This window comes from Sulfitobacter donghicola DSW-25 = KCTC 12864 = JCM 14565 (genome assembly GCF_000622405.1).
Taxonomy (GTDB): domain Bacteria; phylum Pseudomonadota; class Alphaproteobacteria; order Rhodobacterales; family Rhodobacteraceae; genus Sulfitobacter; species Sulfitobacter donghicola.
The window spans coordinates 17,786-44,594 of sequence record NZ_JASF01000003.1 but is presented as its reverse complement, the minus strand read 5'-3'; the positions used below and the strand labels follow the sequence as shown (position 1 = coordinate 44,594).

Below are 26,809 nucleotides of genomic sequence, written 5' to 3'. Positions count from 1 at the left end.
CTCACTTCGTTTTCGTCACAATTTTTTCGATGATAAGCTTGTACTTACCTCGGCCACGCCACTGGCGACGGATCAGTTTTTCCATCTCGCGCAGGCGCGCACGCCCTGTTGCTGGGGGCTCTCCCTTTGCCAGAACATAGGTCAGGTGCAGGGTCGATGGCGTCGTTGCGATTTGATCCACCAACCCGTCAACCGCACCAACAAGTGTTGGCTTGGGTGAGGTTCCACCCGATACAAACGCAGTTGCGGTCAGGTCGATATCCACCACATTCCCCTGACGCGCGCCAAAGTTCATCTTGGCGAACTTACCAGCCGTCAGGCGCACAACCCGTGGGTTTTCTGTGGTGACACGATAGCCCGTTGGCAATGTGCGCGTATCCAGCTTGAGCATAAAGTTACTCCCGATATTGCGGGGCAATGCCGCACATGGCAGCGAATAGCGGCCGTGTTCGTCGGTTGTAATCTTGATGCCATCCGGCGTGACAAGGCGCACACCCGGGATGCCCGGCTCGGACTGGTCTTCGCGCTGAGGCACCCGATCCAGTTTGCCGAATTTCCCACCGCCAACATAGCTGTCGTCGATGATCGGTTCGGGCAAGGTACCCGGCCCGTCCTGATAGCCATTGCCGTTGCGGTCGATAAACACGCGGCCAATGACGTCGGAACAGTCGAACACATGCTCTGGATCGATCCGCACAACGGCCTCGGCCACATTCGACAGGGTCCGACCAAAGCGGTCATCCAGATAGGTGCGGTTTGTCCGCTCGCCGAACTCTCCGGTGCGGGCAACACGGGCCGACATGCGCACAACTGTCGTTGCGCCCGCCGCCAGATCATTGCGCCATTCCAGCGTCCGACCAGAGGATACCGGCTCGGACGCGGTGCCATTCACGCTGCCGGAACCGGGTGTGTACAGCAGCCCAGCTGGCAACACATCGATGATGCGCGCATTCGGGATGTCCACTGTCGTGTTGTTGGTAAACGTCAGCGTATAGTTGATCGTTTCACCAAATACCGCCGTGCTCCGGTCGGCTGTTTTGGTTGCAACAACATCGGTCACCCCTTCACAAGCTTGGATCGGCACGTTGTTACCAATCAGCATTGGATCACCCGCAGCAATCGTAAAGCTGGTGTAGAACGGGTTCGCACCAGCGGTCGAGTCCGTCAGAAGCCCCGTTTCACCTGCTGGCAATGCGCCAATCACACCTGGATTATCAGGCAGGAAGCTACCAGCGCGGATCGTGCCACTGCTAAGGCGCGTGGTCGAGGCTTGGGTACCGTCAGGATAGGTCAGGCCCAGCGTATAGGTGCCCTCAGCTGTCACGAAGAACTGATAGTTCCCATCGTTACCATCGCGAACGATTGTGATCGGCCCGTTTGTGCCCACACCCGTCTGGGTAAAGCCGCCGCCAGATACGCTGATCTGACCACCGGTGAGCAACCTGCCATCGTCTTCGCAATAGAAGGTGCCCGTCGGGTCATAGTCGAACTGGTCAGCAATACCGTCGCCATCACGATCACCTGTTGGCGATTCCAGATAATCTGGGATGCCATCGCCATCTTGGTCAGTGGTTTCGACCTCGGCCAAACCGTCCGTTGGCACGGCCAACTGGTCAGAGGTGACAGAGGCAGTGTTCGGCGACCCCGGCTGGCCCGTCGCAGTGCCGTAAACGGCGACCAGCGTGATCACACCCGTTTCACCCGGCGCAAGCGTTGCATCCCCCGCCAACAGCCCGATATCCGAACTGCCGTTATAGGCCGCGTTAGCAGAGCCGTTTTCAAACCCTGTGATGCTTACCTCTGGTGGGTACACCTCGGCCATCAATGTCGCTGGGGCCAAGAAGGCGACCAGATCGTCATTCACCTGAATGCCTGATTGGCTGATGTTACCCGTGTTGGTCACGGTGATCGTAAAGGTCGCCCGCTCAACAGTTGGGAAAACCAGCGTGTTCTGGCCTGCGACCTTGGTGATATCGAAACTTGGAATCGCTTCGACAGCAACAACCGTCGGGTCATCCAAACCTTCACCATCGTCATCCGACACATCCTGCAAGCGCGCACCCGCTGGCGTATTTGCCGTACCGATGATCGAGTTGATCAGACCACCCACATCGATGTCGCTTTGTTCCAGCTCAACGATAGAGGCATAGGTTGCCGTTTCACCTGGCGCCAATGTGCCCTCGCCCGATGGTGGCGTGCCATCCGCGCTAACAAAGCTAACCGTCGGAGTACGCGTATTGTCTCCCTCGATGTCCGTCATCGTATCACTCAGGGCGATATCGCTCAGCGTCACATTACCAGTGTTACGTACGGTGATTTCATATTCGACCGTTTCACCCGCCAAGGCACCAACAACAGGCGCGGTTTTGATGATTTCAAAACCCGGCTCCAAATCGATCATCAAGATCGTAGGATCGTCCTCGACGTTACCATCGTTATCAATACCGTTATCCGACAATCCCGATACCGGCTGCCCCCCAAGGTCGATCCCCGTCACCAACGCGCTATTGGAAAGACCGCCTGCGTCGATGTCTTCTTGGGTCAAGACGTGGGTCACGCTCCAAGTGGCCGTTTGACCAGGGACAAGGACCGCTGGAACCGATGTTTCAAACACTTCGGCAGGAACAGGTGTGCCGTCAACACGTGTCATGCTGTCGCTTGCGGTTAGACCAGACAAATCCTGATTGCCCGTGTTCAACGCAGCGATCTGGAAAGTTACCGTTTCACCAACTTGGTTCGACGCGCTTACGATCGTCTTTTCAACATCAAGGCTTGGCTCGCCTGCCACGATGAATTCGGTTCCGTCATCCGTTGTGTTACCGTCGCTATCGATACCGTTGTCAGACAGGTCTGTAACAGGCCGGTTTTCCGGATCGCGCGCGTCGACCGTGACTTGGTTCACCATGCCGCCAGCATTCAGGTCCGTCTGGCGCAGGGTGCGTGTGGCTGTGTAAATCCACGTCTCATCCACATCCAGATTACCATCGCCATCCGTGTCGCTGCTGGCCTGCAAGGCAAACGGCGCATCAAGCGTTATGGTCGCGCCGTTCAGATCGGTCATCACATCGGTAACGGACACATCACTCAGGCTGACGTTACCCGTATTCTCTACAAACAAGGTATAGTTTACAGGAACGCCCACTACAGAGGCCGCTGGCGATACGATCTTGGTTGCTTCTAGGCTGCCGTTACGCTGTGGACCCGGTGTTGTGACATCGGTTGTGTCAGAGGCACCCAACCCACCCGGAGCATCCGCCGTAACGCTGGCGGTGTTCAGGATCTCGCCCGCGTCAATGTCGGCCTGTGTCACCACATGGATCATCGAACAGCTATTGTTAATCTCGGACGGTGCCAAAGTGGCAATCGTGCAGGAATAATCCACATCCATCACATCGGTAACCGTCAGATTGCTAAGGGTCACATTGCCCGTGTTTTCAACAGCGAACAAATAGGTCAGCGTGCTACCAACTTCGCCAAATGGCGTAGGTGTCGCCGTTTTGGTCAGCTGCACAGCAGGCGCTGGCGCGGGCATATCGACAACCAGAGTTTCTTCAGCGCCGACACCACCGCCCTGCGGGGTTACACCACTTGCTGTCGCCGTATTGCTCAGGCTGCCCGCATCAACATCCGCTTGGGTCACCAGATAGGTACCCGAACAGACCAGCTCTTCGCCACGCAACAAGACGTCTTGGGCGCAGGTAAAGTTGCTGAGCATCGGATCCCTAACGATGACATTGCGCAGCGTTTGGTTCCCGCTATTCAGAGCCGTCAAAGTATAGGTCAAGGTCTGGCCCGCTGCGGTAACTGGCAATGTCGCCGCTGTTTTCGCCAAGGAAAGCGCAGGCGCGATATTGGCAACAACCGTCACGCTAGCCGGCGGCGACGTGACCTGAGTATCATCTAGACCAAACAGCGTTTGTGCATAGGCTTCGTTCAGGACTGAACCGCGATCCAAATCTTCTTGGGTGATCGAATAGGCCCCACCACACGTGACCGTTTCCCCCGCCGTCAGGTCGGGATCATTCGCTGTCGGGGTAAAGCAAACCAATTCACCGAACAAAGTATCCGTCACCGTCACTTCGGAGGCAAAGGCACGGGTACCCGAGTTTGTTACGTCAAACGTATAGTTCAGAACGTCGCCAACTTCAGAGAATGTCGCGCCATCCTCTGCTGTTTTCACGATGCTCAGCGCAGGAACACCCTGTTCAGGGATCGTTTCCGATGTCAGCGGTGATGTGATCGTACCGTCCGATGCGCTGGCCAAATTGGTCACGCTGCCCAGATCAACATCCGTTGCAGTCACCGTGTAAACCGCCTCACAGGTGTAGGTTGCATTTGGCGCCAAACCACCCGCAGGGAAGGCTTCGCATGTGAATGCATCGGCAGGGATAAGGTTATCCGTTACCGTAATCGGCTGTGTAATCGTCTGGTTACCAACGTTTGTCGTGACATAGTTATATGTAACCACCGCACCGGTAACAAAGTCTTGGGCCGCGACAGTTTCAGCTACTTTATCCAACGCCAACGCAGGATTCTGCTGGGCAAGGATCGTCGCAGTCGCAGGGTCTGACGTCGTACCGTCCGAGCTGGCGGTTGCTGCGTTTTCAATGCTACCCGCATCGATATCTTCCTGCGTTACCGCATAAGTACCGCTACAGCTGAGGCTTTCCATTGGAAGCAAACCACCCGCCGGAACCTCGGCACAGGTGATTTCGCCACCCGCATCTGTAATCAAAGGATCGGCGATGGTGACAGGCCCCGCCATTGACACGTTACCGCTGTTGGTGACGTCAAACACATAGGTCAGAACCTGACCGACCGTATCAAAGGTCACAGGCGTATCGTCAGACAGGCTCTTGACCAAAGTCAGCGCAGGAGAGGCCGGAATATCCAGAACAGTAGGATCGTTGACGGTGTTGCCATCCGCATCATCTGCGTTATCCGTAACATCGCTCAGCGGTGACCCTACCGGAGGTGTACCGACAACACGCGCCGTGTTTTCAATGCCGCCCGCGTCGATGTCTTCCTGTACCAGCGTGTAGAACGCGCGGTATGTCGCGGTTTCATTTGGTTCCAGCGTTCCAACAGAAGACCCAGCAGAAGCCCCCACAAAGACAGGTTGTGTTGTCAGCGCCAGCACGGTGCCATCCGCGCGCGTCAGCGTATCGCTGCCCACACCAACATCAGACAATGTAACGTTACCCGTATTGCGGATTACGATTTCAAACCCGATGGAACTACCCACAACAGGTTCACCAGATGCGATCGTCTTTTCGCCCTCGATACCGGGGTTGCTTTGGATCGGCGTGGTGGTTGGATCATCCGAGCCATTGCTCTCGATACCGTCATCCGAAGCATCCAAAACCAGCGCATTGTCGGGCGCAATGCCGCGCGCGGTTACTTGGTTGCTGATGCCGCCAGCATTGATGTCCTCCTGCGCCAGCGCATACTGAACCGCATAGGTCCATGTTTCGCCTACTTCCATCTCGCCAATTACGCCAGCATCACCAGATTGATACGTCGGCAGTGGCGTCGGCGTCACAACAGTTCCGTCCAAACGGCGCAGCGTGTCGATCAATGAAATGCTGCGCAATGTCTGGTTACCAGAGTTGGTGACCGTGATGGTGTAATCCAGAATGTCACCCGCCACAGGCGACACAGACAGGGCGCTATCATCCACCAGCTTCACGGCTGTGATTTGCGGAGCGTTCTCTTCCGGTGTTACATCCAGCGTATCGGTAAAGGTTGGCGTGCTGCCATCTGGGCTGGATGCCGTAACCGTAGCCGCGTTGCTCAGAACAACCTGACCGTCCACATCTGCCTGTGTCACGGTATAGGTCGCGCTAAAGCTTACAACATCAGACGGGGCAAGAGTGCTCCAGCTGCCGTCATCTGCCACGGCATCCGTGCTATCGCCTGCATCATTCGCGTCCGTGACAAGGGTATCACCCGCAACAGGCAACGCAGATGTGCCGGAGGCCGAGGTATGCGTATCGCTCACCGATGCATTTTCTAGCGTCACGTTACCCGTGTTCGTGACTGTATAGGTATAAGTGATGACCTCACCCACGGCCACATCAGCCGCAACATCAGATGTCTTAACCAGCGTAATCTGCGGGTTCGCAATCGCAGGGATTGTCACGCTGTCGGTTTCATCCGAAGGCGTCGATGGCAATGGCACTTCATCCGAGAAGGCGCGCGCGATGTTGGTGATGCTACCCGCATTCATGTCTGCCAGTGTCACCGTATAAGGTGCCTCACATGTCAGCGTGTCACCTGGTGCCATTCCCGTTGCAGGGATCGGCGCACAGTTTACGTTGGCAATACGGTCATCCGTCACCTGAGGCTGGGCCGTCAGGGTGATGTTGCCGCTGTTTGTCACCAGATAGGTATAGGTGATGATATCACCCGCCGCTGTAACCTGCTCTAGGTCCGCGGATTTTTCGATGTTGAATGTTGGCGCATGGTCTGGACCCCGCACAAACAGATCACCCGTTCCCGTGACCGGAGCCTCATCAGGCGTAGCCGCAACCGCCGTGCCATTCGCAACGTTCAGGAAACCCCCAAAGGCAGAGGCGCCACCGTTGATCGCATCGACGTCTTCTTGCGTTGTCACATAAGACACCACACAGCTGCCGTTTTCTTCTGTCGGCGCTAGCGTGCCAATATCGCAGCTGGCTGGCGTTGTGATGCGTTCATCCGACAAGGAAACCGAATTCAGCGTTACGTTACCTGTATTGCGCGCGGTCAGGCGGAACTGGATCGTCTGGCCCGCTTGGGTAAACGCGGCCACACCTTCGGCTGGTGCGGGAACAAGCGTTTTAACAACCTCCAACAAGGGGGCGGGTTCATCCAAGATCGCAGGAACAGTTGCTGTACCTTCAACGGTTTCGCCCTGCGGCGACTGGCCCGTCACATTGGCCACGTTCACAAGGCTCTGCGCGTTCAGATCATCTAGGGTAACTGTGTAGGGGCCTTCACAGATCAACATCTGATCTGGCGCAAGGGTCACATTCGCCGGCGCGGTTGCGCCATCGACTGTACAACTAAGCACCGGAACCATCGGATCGGAAATCGTCACACCGCTAAGGGTTTGGTTACCACTATTTGTCGCAGTCATGCGGTAGGTCACCACATCACCAACCCCAACCGGACCCGTTGGCGCAGCGATGACCTTGGCCAAGTCCAAAGCAGGCATCGCATCAGCGTCCACAGTTTTCAAAACAGCAGGAGACAGGATCGGCAGTTCGTTAGCCGTACCTGGGGCAAATGTGGTTTGTGCAATCGCTTCGTTCGTCACAAAGCCCGCATCCAGATCGTCCTGAGTGATGAGATAGATAACTTCACAAGTAGCAACAGCACCAACGCTAAACACCCCGTCAACGGATGCATCGTGGCACACAATCGGGTCATCAATATGGTCATCAACAACCAGAATATCTTCGGTTAAACCCGTCGAAGAGTTATTCGTCACCGTATAGGTATAGCTGATCGGATCATTCACAGCCGCAAAGGTGATATCGCTAGGAACGCTTTCTTTTGTGATGCTTAGCGTTGGCTGCGCATCAACAGGATAGATCGCGCTATCGCTCGGCGAGGTAACTGGCTCCCCGTCAAACGTGCCTGTAGCCGAAGCCGTGTTATTCGTCGCGCCAAGCAGCAGGTCAGCCGCAACCAGCGTGTAGCTGCCAGTACAGGTCACTTGGCCCTGCGGGGCCAGTTCACCATTCGGCAATGCAGGACAGGTCGCATTCGCGGCCAATGTGTCATTGATCGTGATAGGCCCGTCGATCGTCACGTTGCCTGTATTCACCACCACGAATTCATAGGCCAGAACCGTACCGACATCGAACAGATCAGGCGTTGCGCTCACCAGCGTTTTGCTCATCTCCAATGTCTTGGTCTGAATGGCTGGCGCGGTTGCCGTCACTGGGTCAGATTCTACAGACGCACCATCAAAGGTCGTTAAAGAGGTCGCGATGTTCACCACTTCGCCGTTATCAATATCGTCCTGTTCTGCGGTCCAAACCTGCGTACAACTCACTGTTGCGCCAGGGGCCAGAGAACCGTTTGCACAGGTCAGATTGTTCCCGATCTGATCATCATTAATCCTAAACGGACCCGCAAGCGTGACGTTACCATCATTGGTCACAGTAAACGCATAGGTGATCTGATCACCCACTTGCGCAAAACTACCCGCCGAGGATGGATCAATCGCCTTGGTTGTTACCAGCGCTGGCTCTTGCGTTGCCGCTGTGGTGACTTCGGATGGGTCCGAAGTGACAGCTGCGGATGTCGGATCACCCGGATTTACAGGGATCAGCGGCTGCGTCACACTTGCCGTTGCCGTATTGGTCAGCTCGCCCGCATCCAGATCGCCCTGCTCAACCCGATAGGTACCGGTACAAATCCGGCTCGCATTCGGCGCAAGATCACCCGCAGGGCAGCTCACACCGCCCAATTGCTGTGCGTCGATGATCGGGTCACTGATGGTGATCGGCGCCGTTAGGGTGATGTTCCCTGTGTTGGTCACCACAAATTCAAACGGGATCAATTGACCAACCGTGTCGAAAGGTACAGGCGCATTTGCGGCCAGACGTTTCTCCATCTCGATGGTCGGCGCACCCTGAAGGTTCACCGCAACCGGATCGTCTTCGGTATTACCATCTGTGTCGTTACCATTGTCGGAACGGTCATCAACATCGCTACCATCTGGCGCAGTTGTTTCTACCAGCGCCGTGTTTTCAACACCGCCAGCGTCGATATCTTCTTGGGTCAGCGCATGTGTGGCCGTATAGGTCCAGACTTCGCCGACTTCCATCTCGCCAGAAACGCCATTGTCGCCACCTGTCAGTGATGGGGTAAGCGACAATGCAGTTCCGTCACGGCGGGTGAAATCATCCGTCAGGACAACATTGGACAGGGTTACGTTGCCCGTGTTGCTGGCCGTAATGGTAAAGGTGATCTGATCCCCAACCTGAACAGGAGATTGCAGCCCCGTCACATCAGCAAGCTTTTCAACATTCAAAGAGGGCGCCGACGGGATTGTCGTCACCGTCGGGTCTTCATTCCCCGCACCTGCCGTATCATCATCAGAGGCATCCGAAACGGTTCCGCCATCCGGTGTGTCACCTGTCGCCAATGCCTCATTACTAATCACGCCTGCGTCAATGTCATCTTGGGTCAGCGCATATGGCGCGGTAAACACCATAGGCGTTGTGCCAACTGGCAGATCCAGCGCCGCACCACCGCCAAGCGCTGCGCCACCTGATTGCAAGGCAGGGACCGGCGCCGTGCCCGTTCCGGTAAAGGTGGTCTCGGTCAACACAGGATCAAGGACGGTAACGTTGCCATCATTCGTCAGCGTGTAGGTATAGGTAATCACATCCCCAACCGTGGCAATGCCGTCACTGCCCAAATCCAACGCCGAGGTCTTTACCAGTCCAATGACGGGCACATTTGGCAGATCCGTTACGGTTGGGTCACTGTCCGCAGGGTTGTCTCTGCTATCATCAGAAACATCGCTAACGGTTTCATTCTCAGGGTCTGTCGCGCTGCCCACGGCCACGTTAGAGACACCGCCCGCGTCAATCGCCTGTTGCGTCAACGCGAATTGCGCCAGATAGAACCACGTCTCGCCCACGTCCAACTCGCCATCGCCATTGGTGTCGCCGCTGTCAAAGGTCGGCCCGCTGGTCATGGTCAAGGCCACCGCATTTGCATCGACCAAGGTGTCAGCAACCGTCGGAGAAGTCAGGGTCACGTTACCAGTGTTTTCCAACGTGATCGTGTAATGGATCACATCACCAACCTGCACAGGTGTGCTCAGTTGCGGGCTGGCCGTTTTTACCGTCTGCAATGACGGCTCGCGGGTGATCGGTGTTTGGGTTGGATCATTGCCGTTCAGATCAGAGGCATCAGACAAATCTTCTATCGCGTTGCCATCAGGATCATTCGCGCTGGCCGTTGCTTGGTTTTCAACGTTGCCCGCATCGATGTCTTCTTGGGTCAGCGTATAGGTCGCCGTAAAGACAACCGTGCCACTGCCAACGGGCAGATCAAAGATCGCAGCATCGCCGCCAATCGCTTGGCCACCGCTTGAATAGGCAGGGGTCGGAGCCGTGCCCGTACCAGCAAAGCCTGTCTCGGTTACCGAAACATCATAGAGCGTCTGGTTGCCTGTGTTGCTCACCGTGTAGGTATAGGTGATCGTATCACCTGCATCCGCACGACCATCTGCGCCCGTGTTCACCACGCCCGTTTTCAGAACATCCAGATCGGGATCCGTGCCGAATTCAGCCATTGTTGGATCATTCGCTGGGTCCGTGTCGGTGTCATCACCGTCAGTAGCACCAGCGTCATCATCCGACACGTCAAACACTTCATTACCGTCTGGGTCTTGGGCCGTTGCTGTAACCGAGTTGCTCAGCCCCCCCGCATCAATCGCCTGTTGGTCCAAAGCAAAGCTGGCCGTGTATTCCCATGTCTCATCAACATCCAACGCGTTGTCGGCATCGGTATCGCTGGTCGCAACCAATGTCGGCGCGCCCGTTAGGGTCAGCGCAACACCATCCGCATCCAGCAACGTATCTGCCAGAACAGGCGCGGTTAGGGTCTGGTTACCCGTATTCTCAACCGTGATGGTAAAGCTAACCACGTCGCCAACCACAGCAGGGTTGTTCAGCGCGCTCACATCCGCGCGTTTTTCCACGATCATCGCGGGGGACATTGTCAAAGGAACGACGGTTGGGTCATTCGCGTTTTCACCGTCTTCATCCGCATCCGTTGCACCCGCGTCATCGTCTGACACGTCGATTACATCGTTACCGTCAGGGTCCGTGGCCGTTGCAGTGACCGTGTTGGAAATACCACCTGCGTCTAGCGCCTGTTGGTCCAGCGAATAGGACGCCAGATAGGTCCATGTTTCACCCACATCAAAGGCACCGTCACCATCATCGTCACCTTCACTAAAGGCGGGCTCGACAGTCAGGACCAAATCCTCGCCATCGGCATCCTGCAAGGTATCGACCAAACTAGGCACGCCAAGGGTCTGGTTCCCTGTGTTGCTCACCTCGATGGTAAAGCTGATCACCTCGCCAGCAACAGGCGGATCGCTAAGGGTGGAAACATCCGCCCGTTTTTCAACGGTCATCTCTGGGGCCGGCGCGATTTCAAACGTGGTTGGATCGTTTGTGTTATCGCCGTCCTCATCCGCGTCCGTTGCACCTGCGTCATCATCCGAAACATCTGTCACGGTATTCCCGTCAGGGTCCGTGGCCGTTACGCTCACCGTGTTGGAAATACCTTCAGCGTCCAGCGCCTGCTGGTCCAGATCAAAGCTGGCAAGGTAAGTCCACGTCTCACCCACATCCAAAGTCGTATCCGCATTGCCATCGCTACTATCAAACGTCGGCCCAGCCGTGAGCGTGAGCGCCCCGCCATCAGCATCGGTCAGCGTATCACTCAGAACTGGCGTGCTCAGGGATTGGTTGCCCGTGTTGGTCACTTCGATCACAAAGTTGACCGTGTCACCCACTGCGGGTGGCGTGGACAAATCGGCCGTGCCGATCCGCTTTTCGACCTGCAATTCACCCGCGCGCGCAAGCGTTGTTACCGTCGGGTCTTGGGCGCCGTCGGCCGTGCTGTCATCATCCGAAACATCGCTGGCCGGAACGCCAGCCGCGCTTGCGCCTGTTGCGGTTGCTTGGTTTTCTACGCTTCCGGCATCTAGGTCATCTTGCGTCAACACATAGGTCGCTGTGAAAGTGATCACACCTGCACCCGTTGGCAAATCCATTACGGCAGCGTCACCACCAAGGTTGCTACCCCCCGTCGCATAAGCAGGAACCGGAGTCGTACCCGCACCCGCAAAACCAGTTTCTGTTACGGCGACATCCAGAACATCCAACAGGCCAGTGTTGGAGATTGTATAGGTGTAGGTGATGGTATCACCTTCGTCTAATACACCGTCGCCACCGTCATTTGTGACCGAGGTTTTCACAACCGCGATCTCGGGCACACCGTTCAAGACGATGTCTGCTGTCTCGGCGTCACCCTCAACCGGTGATCCCTGCGGATCATCTGCTGTCACATCAACTGCGTTGTGAATACCGCCCGCATCAATAGCCGCTTGGGTCAGGTCAAAGCGCGCCTCATAGGTCCACGTCTCACCTACATCCAACAAGTTGTTGTTGTTCACGTCGCCGCTGCCCGTTGCTGGCAACGCAGGCGCAACGGTCAACGCCAAAGGCGTGCCGTCAATATCGGTCAGCGTATCGGTCAAGACCGGAGGATCAAGGCTCTGGTTACCCGTGTTGGCCACCGTAATTGTGAAGGGAACCTGTTGCCCTACCAAAGCTGGCGTTGTGATGTTGCTGGTGTCAGCCGTTTTGGTCACCGCAATTGCAGGCGCTTTTGGCGCCGTTGTCACCGAGGCATTATCCTGCGCGGTCGCCGGATCAGTCCCCGCAGGGCCGTTGCCCGTCACCGAGGCAATGTTTGTCAGCGTTGTCTGCTGGTCGATATCATCTTGGGTAACCGTATAAGTCGCCTCAAAGGTCACAACGTCATCAGGTCCAAGCGTACTCCAGATGCCAGCCGCTGCCGTATCTGTCGAGGTTCCGATTTCGTTTACATCTGTCGTCAACGTATCGTTACCAACGGTCAAAGCCGCTGTGCCGGAAGCCGATGTATGCTGATCACTTAGCGTGACATCTGTCAGCGTCACGTTACCTTCGTTTTTGACGACGTAAGTATACGTAATCACCTCACCAACTGCGACCGCAGCTGCGGGGCTAGGCGTTTTTACAACAGAAATTTCGGGCGTCTGCGTCGCGTCAATGGTCAAGGTTGCCGTGTCATCCGCCGTTGGCGTGACCTGAGAGCTGGTGACCGTCGCAATGTTGGTCACACCCCCATTGTCCAGATCTTCCTGCGTCACATTATAGGTCGCCGTACAGCTATAATCTTCCAAAGGTCCAATCCCGCCAACGGGGAAAGGCGCGCAAGAAAATGTGCCGATCTTATCATCCGTGATCTGGGGAATTTCCGTCAGTGTCACGTTACCAATGTTCGCAACTGTATACGTATAGGTTACGACTTCGTCATAGGTGCTGATGACGGCAACATCAGCCGACTTGGCCAAAACAAAATCCGTCTCCCGCTCAGGGCCCTGAACAAATACATCGTCGCTGCGCTCGATCGGGTCCAGATCGCTGTTCGCCGGTGTCGCTGTGACAGTCGCCGTGTTTACAAATCCACCAACGGTCTGCGTGCCCGATCCTGTTGTGATCTCATTGATCGCATCAAGATCGTCTTGGGTAACTGTATAGACAAATTCACAGGTACTATCCGTATCACCTGGTGCAATTGGCCCAACGGTACAGCTGGTCGGAACCACCAAACGGTCGTCGGTAATGATCGCCGAAGCCAACGTGATGTTGCCCGTGTTCTCGACATCAATAACAAATGTAATCTCCTGACCGACCGCACTGAAATCAGATTCAGGGCCAGCAGGACGAATTGTTGATTTGGTCACAACCATATCAACAACCGGATCTTCGATGATGACCGTGTGATCATCCGTCCCGTCGATTGTTGCACCCTGCGGATCTGTCGAAGTCGCGCTGGCCGTGTTCACCAAAGTTTGCGCATCCACGTCTGTCTGCAAAACAGTATAGGTTCCGGTACAAACCAAAGATTCATCCGGCAGCAAGGTCACATTCGCAGGCGCCACTGCGCCACCCGGATTAACAACGCAGGTCAGGTTTGGGATCAGCGGGTCGGTCAGAACCACACCAAACAATGTCTGGTTACCATCGTTTGTCGCCGTGAGCTGATAGGTCAAAACCTGATCAACAGCTGCGCCATCAGGAATCGCCGTTGTCATCTCTTTCAAGACGTTCAGCGATGGATCTTCGGCAATGGTTACCGTTTCATCCGCATTCGGCGAAACCACCATTGTCGGGGATGGGCTGAGCGGTGCGAAAATGGTTTGGGCGGTTGCGTTATTCGTCACCGATCCCAAATCGATATCTTCTTGCGTCAGCGTATAGGTGAAGTCACAGGTAATGGTGCTGGCTGGCAGCGGGTTCAGCGGATCAGGGCTGCTTGGCAATCCGACACCCGCCGCCTGACAGACAAGCGGACCAGCGATCGTATCATCAACAATTGTGATCTCGCCGTTCAGGCCCACGTTACCGGTGTTCGTCACGGTATAACGGTAGGTCACAACATCCGTTGTGCTGTCATAGGCCGCTGTGCCATCTGCCGGTGTTCCGGAAACAGGCAGCGCCACTTTCTCAAGGCTCAAGGCTGGGCTTGCGTCCACTGGGAAAATCGCATCGTCATTTGGCGACGTAACCGGAGAGCCGTCAAACTGGCCCGTCACCGACACAACGTTGGTTGCCGCGCCAAGGTCCAGATCATTCTGGGTCACATTGTGTTGCGAGGTACAGTTGATCGCCCCATTCGGCGGCAGCTGATAAGTTGTCAAATCCTGATCACAGGTAAAGCCCGCAGGGAACGGCACAAGGCTGTCACTAAAGGTAAACGGCGCACTGATCGTCACGTTACCTTCATTCGTCACAACAACCGAGTATTCCAAAAGCTGGTTCAAGTTGAACGTCGCGCCCGCTGGTCCGGTAAAGGTCTTTTCGATACCCAAAGCGATTGTCTGAACCGCGTTGATTGTCGCGCTATCCGTTGGCGAAGCCACAGGGATTACCGCACCGTCATCATCGGTAAATGTCGTATCGGCATTTGCGATATTCGTGACCGAGCCCTCATCCAGCGCAGTTTGATCCGCAGTATAGGCCTGCTCACAAGTAACAGTACCCCCCGGCGCAATCGGAGGCGTGCCACAGGTCAACGTCCCCGAAATTTTATCATCCGTAATCAGGATCGGTTCCAGCAGGGTGACGTTCCCGCTGTTTGTCACAACATATTCAAAAATCGTCTGGTCGCCGACAGCCGAATAGCTGGCAGGAGACCCCGTCTTAACGCGTTTCACAATGCTCAGGGCTGGCAGCTGGTCTGCTTCGATCAGAACCGTGTCTGGCGCAGATGTCGCGACAACAGATGTCGGGCCGCCCAGAGTTAGCGGGATCACCGATTGCGTGATCGACGCGGTCGCCGTGTTTTCAATGGAACCCGTGTTCAACATATCCAACGTGACGGTGGTCGTCGCGGTACAATCGATGAAATCATCGATGGCCAAACCAGCGGCTGGCAAAGCAGGGCAAGACACCGAAGCGATCTGATCGTCAGCAACAGTAATCGGACCCGTCAGCGTGATGTTACCGCGGTTATAAACGCGGTAGCTATAAGACAGCGTTTGACCAACCGTATCAAACGTCCCGACAAAGCTGGTTGTCTTGTCAATCTCCAACGCTGGAACTTGCGCAGGGCCAACAACCGTAACAGAGGCATCATCGCTAACCGCAGTCCCCAGACCCGCAGAGTCGCCCGTCACACCAACCGTGTTTGTATAGCTGCCCGCATCCACATCCGTTTGGTCAAACGATTTGGTTGCCGTCAGCGCCCCGATACCAGAGGCAACCGAACAAGTCGTCGTCGTGGCACCCGGCAAAAGATCGTCAAGCGGGCAAGTAAATGACAGATCAGGGTCATTCAAAACCAAATTCGTCAGGGTCACGTTACCAGTGTTGGTCACACTAAAGGTATACACCTCGGAATCCGTGGCCGACGTATAGGCCCCGTCAGTGCTGGCCTTGGTTACGGCAATGCTTGGCATTTCGTCAGGGCCTTCAACAACAGCCGTTGAATCCTGATCAGCCGGATCGCCAACCCCCGCAGGAGCGTCAACGGTAATGTCAGCGGTGTTTGTGATCGACCCCGCATCAACGTCATCTTGGGTGGTTGTATATGTCGCGGTACATGTCCGGTCCGTAGCTCCGGGAGCCAAAGTCGGGATGGTACAGCTCACAGGCGCGCCAAAGAACGGATCAGTGATCTGGATATTTGTCAGCGTCACGGTGCCCGTGTTCACAACCGTGAACAAGAAATCAACCGGCACGTTTGCTCCGGTAAATGCTGCCGGAGCGGTCTTTTCAAACGTATAGCTCGCAATACGTGCGGGGCCGTCAACATCGGCGTCACTGGTCACTGTCGGAATTTCAGTCGAGCTGAGCGTGGCCGTGTTCAACACTTCGCCAGCGTCAATATCATCTTGGGTGACAGTATGCTGATAGCTACAGGTGCGATCAATCCCGCCCGGCGCAAGAGATGCAATGGTACAGCTATAAGTCGCATCCAGACTATCGGTCACAGTCAGATTGCTCAGCGTCTGAGTGCCTGTGTTCTCAACTTCGAACACATAGGTGATCTGCTCTCCCACGGCGGCAAAGGTGGTGCGGTCTGGCTGTTTGTCGATTGTTGCGGTCTTTGTGCCCGCGCCAACCGTCAGGGTGGCGGTGCTGGTATCTGTATCGCTTTGCTGGGCGCCCTGTGCGGGTTGCGCGCTAACTGTTGCGGTGTTTGGAATCGTCTCTAGGTCAACGTCATCCTGAGCAACGATATATGTTCCGGTACAGCTATCACTGCCAAGCGGCGCGATATCGGTGAAAGAACAGGAAAGGCCCGGGATCAGCGGATCAGTAACCGTTGCAGTGCGCAGCGTCACATTGCCCGGGTTAGAGACGACAAACGTATAGGTCAGCGTCTGGTTCACCGCGTCAAAGGTCGCTGGCCCCTGTTTGTCCAGCTCGACCATCGGGGTTGCAACAACAGGCACGCTGGCGGTCACCGCATCTGTTGTGATCGTCGTCGTCACACCGTTATTCTCAAACGGGAAGCTGGCGGTCGCGGTGTTATCTACCGATCCCGCGTCCAGTTCGGCCTGCGTGACACCATTACGCGTCCCCGTACAGGTAAAGCTGGCGCCAATGGCCAAAACCGCGGGCTGGTTACATGTCGCCGTACCCGTCAACAGATTATCGCTAATGGTGATCAACTCTTCGGGGTTGCGCAAAACGCGGTCGCCCGTATTGGTGATCGTAAAGGTATAGTCGATGCTATCGGTCAATGCGGTGACCGAAGCTGTCGTCGCGGTTTTGTCCAAAGAAATTTCAGGATTAAAGTTCGGCGCGATTTGCGCGCTCACCTGCGAAGATTCCGTTGTGCCCGCAAATGCAGTGGCCGTGTTTACAACCACACCCGCCGCAATGTCGGTTGGCGTTAAGATATAGTCAGCCGTACAGGTCTGAATCTCTTCGCGGCTCAGCGGTGTTGGGAAACAGGTAAAGCTTCCGATCTTGTCATCCGTAATCGTGATCTCGTCCACGCCAGTTGTACCGCTGGCGATCCGCACATTGCCGGTGTTCTCAACTTGGAACGTATAGGTAACAGTATTCCCAGCCACAAAATCGGCAGCGGAAACCGTTGGCGCGGTTTTTGTCAGCTCGATCGCGGGCGCCTGAATCCCCGGAACCGAAACCGTGTCTGTATTAGAAGTCGTCGTGCCTCCGGCAGGGCCTGCGATGGTCGCGGTTGCCGTTGCTTCGTTTGTTACAACGCCTCTGTTCAGATTGCTTTGCGTGGTGGAATACACGGCTGATTCACATGTCACCGATGCACCCGGCGCAATCACCGTCGCAGAACAGGTCACCGCCACAAGGTCATCCGTTACCGTCGGAGACAGCAATTCCACGTTACCGGTGTTGGTCAGTATATAGTCATACTCTAGCCCGACACCTGTCGCGTCAAACTGACTGGGGGATGCCGCATCAAGTTGCTTGTCCAGAACCAATCCCACGGTCTGCACTGCAGGTACCGTGGCTGTATCTGTATCACTATCAGAAACACCGCCTACGGTAATCGAGGCGGTCGCGGTGTTTTCAAACGCACCGTTGTTAATGTCATCCTGATCCACCGTATAGCTGGCCGTACAGGTCACACTATTCCCCGGTGGCACTGGCCCCGCAGGACAGGTGACCGTGCCCGCGTCAGGATCGGTCACCGCAGGCGCCGCCGGATAAGTGACGTTACCGTTGTTCGTCACCACCAGTTGATAACTCAGAACATCGCCGACAGTATCATAGTCAGCCGTCAAAGCCGTCTTTTCCAGATCAATCGATACATCAATTGTCGGGCCAGGCAGGTCTACCGTATCCGTTTCCGTCAGGCGGCCATCCTGCGGGGTATCCGCCGAAACCGTCAACGTGTTGCTGATTTCATTCGCCGAGTTGGCAGCAAAACTATCTACGTCTGACTGTAAAACAGTATAGCTGCCCGAACACGTATAGCTTTCGGTTGGGGCCAGATCAGGCACGTCACAAACCAGCGAGGGGATCAAACTGTCACTCGTGGTGAAATTGCTCAGCGTCACATCACCGTCGTTGCGGATCAAAAAGCTGTAAGGGATCGTTGTGCCCGCTTCGCCAAAGTTGGAAAGCGTGGTGGTCTTTTCAACGAAAAGTTCAGGATTAGCTGCTGGGCCTGTCACAGTTACAGTGTCAGACAATGTGCCAAGGTTACCAAAGCTGGGAACACCTGTTGCTTGCGCAACGTTCACAACTTCTTGGGCGTCGAAATCTTCCTGCGTGATTTGATAGGTACCTGTACAGGTCGCAAAATCTGCCGTCCCGCCGGGGTTTGTGTCAGAAATCGTCGTCTTGTCACAGGTTACCGAGCTGATCTTGTCATCAACCACGGCCAACTGTTCAATCGGAACGGAACCGATGTTTGTGACAATATATGTATAGGTAACAGTCTCACCAACGGCAGCAAAAGTCGGCGTGCTTGCCGACTTTTCCAGAGTATACCCGGGCGCAACCGTAACAATGTCATTATTAGAAAGAGAATTCCCGCGCGTGAAATCCCAGTAGTTGTCGTTCGGGTCATCATCAAAAACCTGCGTGGTCGTCTGCCCCGTCGTCAAAATATTCGACAGCAACGCAGAGTTCGTCGAGCTGAACCAACCCGTGTTAAAGGTATTATTGCCAAAACCCTGAACCTGACCAAAGCTGGTCGTGCCTGCGTTATTGGTGATGTCCGTTGTAATGTCTGACCAGTTGCCAACATTAAAACCATTCAAACGAAGAGAGATGTCATCTTCGTCAAAACCGTTTACCTGCGTATCCCCGTCATAGGCCGAGAAACGAATGTGAACCTCGGCGATCGCTCCACCAAAATATGTCGAGCAGCTGGAAAAGCCGCAATCCAGCGTGAGCGGGTCATTGATCGTAAACGGGTTCCCGCGAAATGCTGAAGGCCGGCCGTTTTGCTGGAAACCGATAAAGGCACCAGTAGGATTGGAAAACTGATAATATACGTTCCCGTTCACACCAACGAGAACAAAGGCAACACCACCCGCTTCGGGGTATTCGGCAGGAAGCGACAGCGATGTACCGGGCACGGTGGTGGTGAATGTGGTCGCGTCCACAGGGCGCCCAACGATTAAGGACAAAACTGCCGAAATCAGAAAAACTGCTGCTTTTAAGCAATATTGTTTAATCATTTGTCCTCATTGCGCAAAACTCCCCAACCAATTGTCATCCTCAGATGACTTTGAATTGGCGTATCGCACCTCTCCACCGAAAAACCGCCACCTCCCAATTTGTTAAAATTGCGTTAGTGAGAGCAAGGGGAATACCTAAAAAAATACTTCAGAGTAACCCACGAAACGCGCAGTGTTGCGCAAACTCCCCGATAGATAGAATGCGTCTATTTATTGGGCGTTCTTATCCACAAATCGGTAAGGCACGCTTCTCTTTCTTGTAATTCCGAGCGCAATTTTTGTATTTTTCGTTCCTTTCTAAAAATCTGCGCGCATACTGGCTAAAACGGTACAAGCAAATCTTATGAACACGCCAACAGACCCGACTGAACCGCCTTCACCAAACAGAACTGGTGAACTGATCGAGAGCATCTATCGCATTGCTCTTGAGCCCCAAACCTACGACAGTTTTATGGGCCATTGGGATGAGTTCATTCTGGGGCAAATCTCAAAGCTGAACACGCTTCAAGCCGAGGCAGACACATTAGACGCGGCATTTGATAACGCAGAAATCACCAAACATTTTTCCATTGCGATGCAACTTTTGGAACAGGCAGGGCGCCCCGAACCAGAAACCGAAGCCCCCACCGCGCGCAGGAACATTCCTCAACTGGTGTTTGATCGCTCTGGTCTGCTGGTCTGGCACAACAACGCCGCGCGTAGCGTTTTTGATATTAAACCCTCTGCAACACTAGATAATTTTGACCTAAGCGACACACATCGCAAACAGCTCATCTCGCTCTTTGCTGGCAAGATGCTTGCGCGAACCTTGCTTGTTCGGATTTCGCCTTCAGAGGGGGGAAAACCCCTTCCAATGGCCTTTCAGCTATCGGCCAGCTCTCATAACGAACAGCTTTTTACAGGAACACAGGTTCGCCAGACATGGCCTGAAAAAACGGGGAAACTGCTGGAAAACGGTTTTGGGCTTAGCGCTTCGGAAATCGACATTTGCGAGCTGCTGATCCAAGGCCAAAGCCTAGCCGAAATTGCCGAAACACGGGAAAGCGCCTTGGGGACCGTGCGGACCCAAATGAAAAAAATCCTGAGCAAAACAGATAGTTCGGGGCAGGTGGAATTGGTCAACCTGTTGCACAGCACCATGCGGCTGGCCGAACAGGAAGCCACCACAAGCGTTCCTGCCGCAAAGATTCCCGATAGGGTTCTGAACATCCACCTAAAAGACCGCCTCATGCCCGTTGAGACTTTTGGCGATCCAAACGGCACCCCTGTGATCTTTTTCCACGGGATGCTCGACGGCAATATGATGACAAAAGAGCTTCGCACGCTTTTACATGATCGCGGGTTTCATCTGCTTTCCCCCGTTCGCCCTTCTTTTGGCACGGCCCAGCCAGATAACAGCGGCCCCATCGGCAGCGCGCCCGCCCGTTTTGCCCACGATATTGGCACTTTGATGAAAGAGATTGGTGCGAAACGTCCCATTTTTCTGGGCCATATGGCGGGCGCCGTTTATGCCTATGCCGCAGCGGCGGAATTGGGCGATCAGGTGCGGGGGCTTCTTTCGGTTTCCGGCGGTATTCCGATCACTTCAGCCTCACAATTTGCGTCCATGTCTGTGCGCCAACGGGTCGTAGCGTTAACCGCGCGTTATACGCCGCGCATCCTGCCTTTTGTCATTCGGGCGGGGATCAACCAGTTGGACAATGACGGGGAACGCCAATTCCTGAATTCGCTCTATCAAAACAGCCCCTTTGACATGCGCACCCTTGCCGACCTCGAAATCAGAGACATCGTTCTTTCGGGCTACCACTTTACCATTGCCCAAGGGCATCGCGCCTTTGAAATAGACAGCTACCATGTGGTGCGGGATTGGAGCCCCATTCTTTCTGAAAGCCACCACCAGATTGAATTGCTGCACGGGGTGGGTGACCCCGTGGTTAGCATTGCCTCGGTTGAAGCTTTCAAAGATCGCCTGAGCAACCGCGCGCGCCTGACAACATTCGACGACACAGGCCAGCTGGTTCTTTATGAAAAACCCAAAGAGGTCGTCGCAGCATTGGAACGCCTGCGCGAGTTGTAACGCCCCTTTTGGTTGACGCGCAAAACCGATGGCCAATCCGTGCATTCCTTGCAATGATAGGCCAACGCATTCTATCACAGGTCCAAACATGTCCTCCACCGCACCGCTGCCCGATCACGAAGTTACCTATCGCAAAGCCCGTGATCTGATCCTGTTCGGAGAGTTGGCCCCAGGCCAAGCCGTAACAATCCAAGGCATGGTCGATCTATTAGGAACAGGCACCACCCCCGCCCGCGAAGCCATTCGCCGCTTGACCGCCGAAGGCGCGTTGCGCGCCAGTGATAATCGCCGCCTTATGGTTCCCGAACTCACCATCGAACAGCTTCAGGAACTCACCTATGCGCGCACAGGGATCGAGCCCCAGATTGCACGGCTTGCCGCGGTCGCGATGGAACCGCAAGACATTGATAAGCTGGAAGAAATCGACGAAAAAGTGAACACGGCGCTGAAGGACGGCGATATCCGCTCCTACCTGCGGTACAACCACGTCTTCCACTGGACGCTATATGCCCATTCCGAAGCTGAAATTCTGATGGCAACGGCTGCCGCCCATTGGCTGCGCGTTGGGCCATCCCTGCGGGTATTGGTCAAACGGGGGGATAGCAGCCCCCTGCCCGACATGCACGAAGTGGCCATCGCCGCACTGCGTGACGGCGACTACGAAGCCGTCGGCGAAGCGATCCACAGCGATATTTTGCAAGGCCATTCAAACATTGCCCAAGGTCTGAGTGACGAGGCCGAGGACTAAACCCTAGTCTTTGTGATAGCCTTCAATCACGGCAACCTCATCGCGTGACCCAAGGATCACCGATACACGTTGGTGGTGACCTGTGGGGGCAACTTCCATGATACGGCCATAACCTGTTGAAGAGGCTCCACCTGCTTGCTCAACCAACATGCCCATCGGGTTCGCCTCATACATCAGGCGCAGCTTGCCGCCCTGTGCTGCGTTGCCTGTGTCTTTTGGATAAAGGAACACGCCGCCCCGTGTCAGAATGCGGTGAACATCGGCCACCATTGATGCACACCAACGCATGTTAAATTTCTTACCCCGCGGGCCGTCCGCTCCGCGCAGGCAATCATCAATATAGCTGCGCACGGGTGTCTCCCACAGATCATAGCGCGAAGCGTTGATCGCAAATTCCTGTGTCTCAGCGGGAATAGTCATCTCTGGTTGAGTCAACAAAAACTCACCCGATCCTGGGTGGTGGGTAAACCCGTCTACGCCCTGCCCTGTTGTGATCACCAACCCCGTCGAGGGGCCATAAATCGCATAACCCGCTGCGATCTGTTCGGTGCCTTTGATCTGCACCGCTTGCGCCTCTGGCGAAATCGCCTCATCCAGTTTCACGATGGAAAAGATCGTGCCAACCGACAGGTTCACATCCAAGTTCGAGGACCCGTCCAGCGGATCATAATAAACCACAAAATCGCCCGCCTGAGGCGCGGCCTTGCGCCAGTTCACTTCGTCCACTTCCTCGGAAACCAAAGCCGCGACATTAGGGTTAACCCCAACAATTTCCTGAAAAATCTCGTCCGATATCACATCCAGCTCTTTTTGTGTCTCACCCTGAACATTTTCCGTTTCCGCAGCCCCCAAGACACCCGCGAATGCGCCGTGGCGTACGCGGTCTGCAATCATGCGACAGGCGGTTGCGATGTCTTCCATCAAGATCATCAAATCTGTTTCAGTGCTTTGGGCCGTTAGGTGCTGGCGCAAGGTTGTCTGTGTCATGTGATGTCCTGTCTTTTGATAGAAATCGGTCAGCGCGCTTTAGCGCCAGTCAAAAAATTCCGGTCCGGCCTGTGACAGCAGCTTTTGCGCCATCTCTTTGCCTGCCTTTGCGCCGTCCTCAATCGGGCAGCTGATCGCATCGCTCAGGGCTTCGGATCCATCGGGCCGCAACACTTCGCCGCGCAGATGCAGCGTGCCGCCCTCAAGCTCGGCCAAACCCGCAATCGGGGTTTCGCACGACCCATCAAGCTCTAACAAAAACGACCGCTCCGCCGCGAGGCGCTGGCCCGTCTGCCTGTCATGAATGGCTGATAGAATGTCCGCCATGTTGTGGTCATCAACGCGCCGCTCAATCCCGATTGCGCCCTGTGCCACAGCAGGCAACATCACATCGGTTTCAATCGCGGTTTTCGGAACCTCGTCCATGCCCAAACGGTTCAGCCCCGCCATAGCAAGGAAGGTCGCGGCGGCCACGCCATCGTCCAGTTTTTTCAACCGTGTCTGAAGGTTGCCACGGAATTCCACCACCTCGAGGTCGGGACGTTTCAACATCAGCTGCGCACGGCGCCGCAGGCTAGAGGTGCCTACAACAGTCCCCGCCGCCAGCTCTTCCAAACCGCCAGCGGTGGGGGAAATAAACGCGTCGCGCACGTCTTCGCGCGGCAAATAAGTATCAAGGATCAGCCCTTCAGGCTGAAGCGTTGGCATGTCTTTCATCGAATGCACGGCGATGTCGATCTTGCCGTCCAACAAATCCGCCTCGATTTCGCGGGTGAACAAGCCCTTGCCGCCGATCTCTTTCAGCGGACGATCAATGATTTTGTCGCCTGTCGTTTTGATCACAACGATCTCGAACGCCTCATGCGGCAGGTCGAACGCTACCGCCAGACGACCGCGGGTTTCATAGGCCTGCGCCAACGCCAAAGGCGAACCACGGGTACCAATTTTCAAGGGCTGAGCGGGGGTGGGCAAAATCAATGTCATGCCCCTTCCCTAACGCTGTAAGGCAAAGCTGACAACTCTTGTATAACCCCTAGGGTTTATCGCATTATGGCCCGAGCCTAATTCAAAGATCGAGACAGCATATGACATCCCAGAAAACCATCCTGCGCGCCCTTGCGGGGGAAACCCTTCCTACGCCTCCAATCTGGATGATGCGTCAAGCAGGCCGTTACCTGCCAGAATACCGCGCCACCCGCGCCGAGGCCGGTGATTTCCTGAAACTTTGCTATAATCCAGACCTCGCCGCCGAGGTGACATTGCAGCCGATCCGCCGCTATGGGTTTGATGCGGCGATCCTATTTGCTGATATCCTGCTGGTGCCGCAGGCCTTGGGCGCTGACCTGTGGTTTGTCACTGGTGAAGGGCCGCGCCTGTCCACCATCACAACCCAAGCAGAGCTGGACAAACTGGTGCCAGCAGATGCGATCCACGATCACCTAAGCCCTGTCTATGAAACCGTAAAAATCCTATCCAAGGAATTGCCCTCCGAAACAACCCTGATCGGGTTCGCGGGCGCCCCATGGACCGTCGCCACCTATATGGTGGCAGGGCGCGGCACCCCTGATCAGGGACCAGCCCACGCGCTCAAGGCTGAAAACCGCGCGGTTTTCGACAGCCTGATGGACCGCATCACCGAAGCGACGATCCACTATATGTCCAAACAAATCGAAGCAGGCGCCGAAGTGGTTAAAATCTTTGACAGCTGGGCAGGATCGCTGCAAGGCGCTGATTTCATGGATTATTCCATCAAACCGATGGCACGGATCACAGCCGCGCTTAAGGACAAACACCCTAATGTGCCAGTCATCGCCTTCCCGCGCGGCGCGGGTGAGCGCTATACTGGCGCACATGCTGCCATTGGCGCGGATTGTATCGCCGTTGATGATGGGGTGAGCGCCGAATGGGCCGCTGAAACCCTGCAAACGGGCGGCTGTGTGCAAGGGAACCTGAAATCCTCCCACATGGTGACAGGTGGGGATGAGCTGGTCTCGGAAACCCGCCGCATCGTTCAGGCGTTTTCCAAGGGGCCGCATATTTTCAACCTTGGCCATGGCATCACCCCTGACGCCGACCCTGAAAACGTGCAGTTGATGATTGATACCGTGCGCAACGGATAATTCTGGCGGGTCGCGCAGCGTATTGCGCGGCCCCTGCCCTAAATCTGGCCCTAAATCGGGTTTGCCTCGGCGAAGGTTTTAAAAAACGCCAAAAATGCGCGGTCTGGGTCACGCGGGGCATCTTTGCCTTTGGCCCAATCGCGCCACTCCCCCTCAACATGATAAATATCATACCCAGGATAGCGCAGCCGCGCGGTTTCATAGGTGTCAGGGCGCAAGGCCGCGCCACGGGTTTCTAGCCAGACAGGGCGCGGCCTCAGCGCTTGGGCGCGTTCCTCGCTGCGCACTTTGCGACCCACCTTTGAGAAACTTAACTCGCGTTCGGCCTCGGCCTCGGTCTTGGCATCCTTGCGCCACCATCGCAGTTCTACATGGGTGACGCGGCGGCCCGTTTTGATCGGCGCAACCTCCACCACAAAATCGCTCAGCGCGCAGACCTCGGCCACTGCCGGATCAATCGCGCGCAGTTTCAGGTTCGACCATGATGTGAGTTTGCCCTTAGGCACACCCAAAATCCCGCGCAGATCATCAACGCCGAATTTCTCGGAGGATTTCCAACGCAGGTTGCCGCGTTTCTGGATCATCTCATAAAGGGTCAGCGCGTATTTCGAACTCAGCGCAAACATCACCTCACGCTGGAGCCGCGCAAAGACGGTGCTGTCTTTGATGATGCGCCGCAGGCGGGTGGGGATTTCATATTCCAACAACCCGTCACGCCGCGTTGTTTCAATGTTGCCGCCCAGCAGCTGCACCCGTTCAATCGCGTCTTCGCCGTCGCGCTGGACCTTCACCTTGACGATAGACGCCATGAGCCGTTCGATCGACTCCCCTACCCTATCGTTAGAATTATGCGATCCGCGCAGGTCTGCCTTTGCGATGACATGCGTCACAGGTTTTTCAATCGCGTCCCACGCGTTTTCCAACAGCTGGTTGTAAATCCTTCGGTCCGCCAAGGTCAGCGGTGTGACCTCAACAAGGTCCACCAGCTCCCCTGGTTTAACGAGGCTTTCTGCATTCGGGCGTGCCGAAATCGTGCGATAAGGTTTGGTTGCCATTTGTTCGCTTACACGTTTATTCTTACTTTTGTATCTGCTAAGATGTAAGATAGCCTAGAAATTGCCCATGGGCAATCACCCGAAAAGTAAGGATTAAAACGCCCGATTTCCGCTACCCGATTCGCATCCACCTGTATTTTAGTGTCTTTTTGCCCTCCGCCCAGAGGCAATTACCCAACACCCGAAAGGTAAGAGTTAAGCCCCGCCCGATAGGTAAGAGTAGCGATCCCATAAGGTAAGAATAGACATCCCCATCTGTAAGCAAATACGTCCCAATAGGTAAGTTTAGAGCCTGTTTTTCACTTGTTTATAGGGGCTTGGCCCATAGGAACTTAGAAGACTCTG

7 protein-coding genes are annotated in these 26,809 nt (G+C 55.3%); 3 read left to right on the top strand and 4 right to left on the bottom strand.

What is annotated here, in order from left to right:
• Position 1 precedes the first annotated feature (1 nt).
• Positions 2-19,477 carry a DUF7507 domain-containing protein gene (locus Z948_RS18850; protein ID WP_025057639.1) on the bottom strand — a complete coding sequence of 6,492 codons (19,476 nt, stop codon included), beginning with the start codon at positions 19,475-19,477 and terminating at the stop codon, positions 2-4.
• Positions 19,478-19,820: 343 nt separating this feature from the next.
• Here Z948_RS18850 and Z948_RS0100585 point away from each other — a divergent pair, with 343 nt between their 5' ends.
• Positions 19,821-21,554: a bifunctional helix-turn-helix transcriptional regulator/alpha/beta hydrolase gene (locus Z948_RS0100585; RefSeq protein WP_025057638.1), complete on the top strand. Its 1,734-nt coding sequence runs from the start codon at positions 19,821-19,823 to the stop codon at positions 21,552-21,554.
• Between the two features lie 88 nt (positions 21,555-21,642).
• Positions 21,643-22,302 (top strand): GntR family transcriptional regulator, encoded by a 660-nt coding sequence (locus tag Z948_RS0100580; RefSeq protein ID WP_025057637.1) that lies wholly within the window; start codon positions 21,643-21,645, stop codon positions 22,300-22,302.
• A 3-nt stretch (positions 22,303-22,305) separates the two neighbouring features.
• Here Z948_RS0100580 and Z948_RS0100575 read toward each other — a convergent pair whose 3' ends face one another.
• Together Z948_RS0100575 and hemC are read right to left on the bottom strand one after the other, a co-directional pair.
• Positions 22,306-23,289 (bottom strand): class 1 fructose-bisphosphatase, encoded by a 984-nt coding sequence (locus Z948_RS0100575; protein ID WP_025057636.1) that lies wholly within the window; start codon positions 23,287-23,289, stop codon positions 22,306-22,308.
• Positions 23,290-23,328: 39 nt separating this feature from the next.
• Entirely contained in the window at positions 23,329-24,273 is a 945-nt protein-coding gene (gene hemC / locus Z948_RS0100570; protein ID WP_025057635.1) for a hydroxymethylbilane synthase, read from the bottom strand.
• Positions 24,274-24,374: 101 nt separating this feature from the next.
• On the opposite strand from hemC, the gene hemE reads away from it, so the two are divergent.
• A complete protein-coding gene (hemE, locus tag Z948_RS0100565) occupies positions 24,375-25,409 on the top strand; it encodes a uroporphyrinogen decarboxylase (protein WP_025057634.1) in 1,035 nt (344 codons plus the stop codon).
• A gap of 50 nt (positions 25,410-25,459) precedes the next feature.
• On the opposite strand, the gene Z948_RS0100560 is transcribed toward hemE, so the two are convergent.
• Positions 25,460-26,464, bottom strand: coding sequence for a replication initiation protein (locus Z948_RS0100560; RefSeq protein ID WP_025057633.1), 1,005 nt, complete (start codon positions 26,462-26,464; stop codon positions 25,460-25,462).
• Positions 26,465-26,809 lie beyond the last annotated feature (345 nt).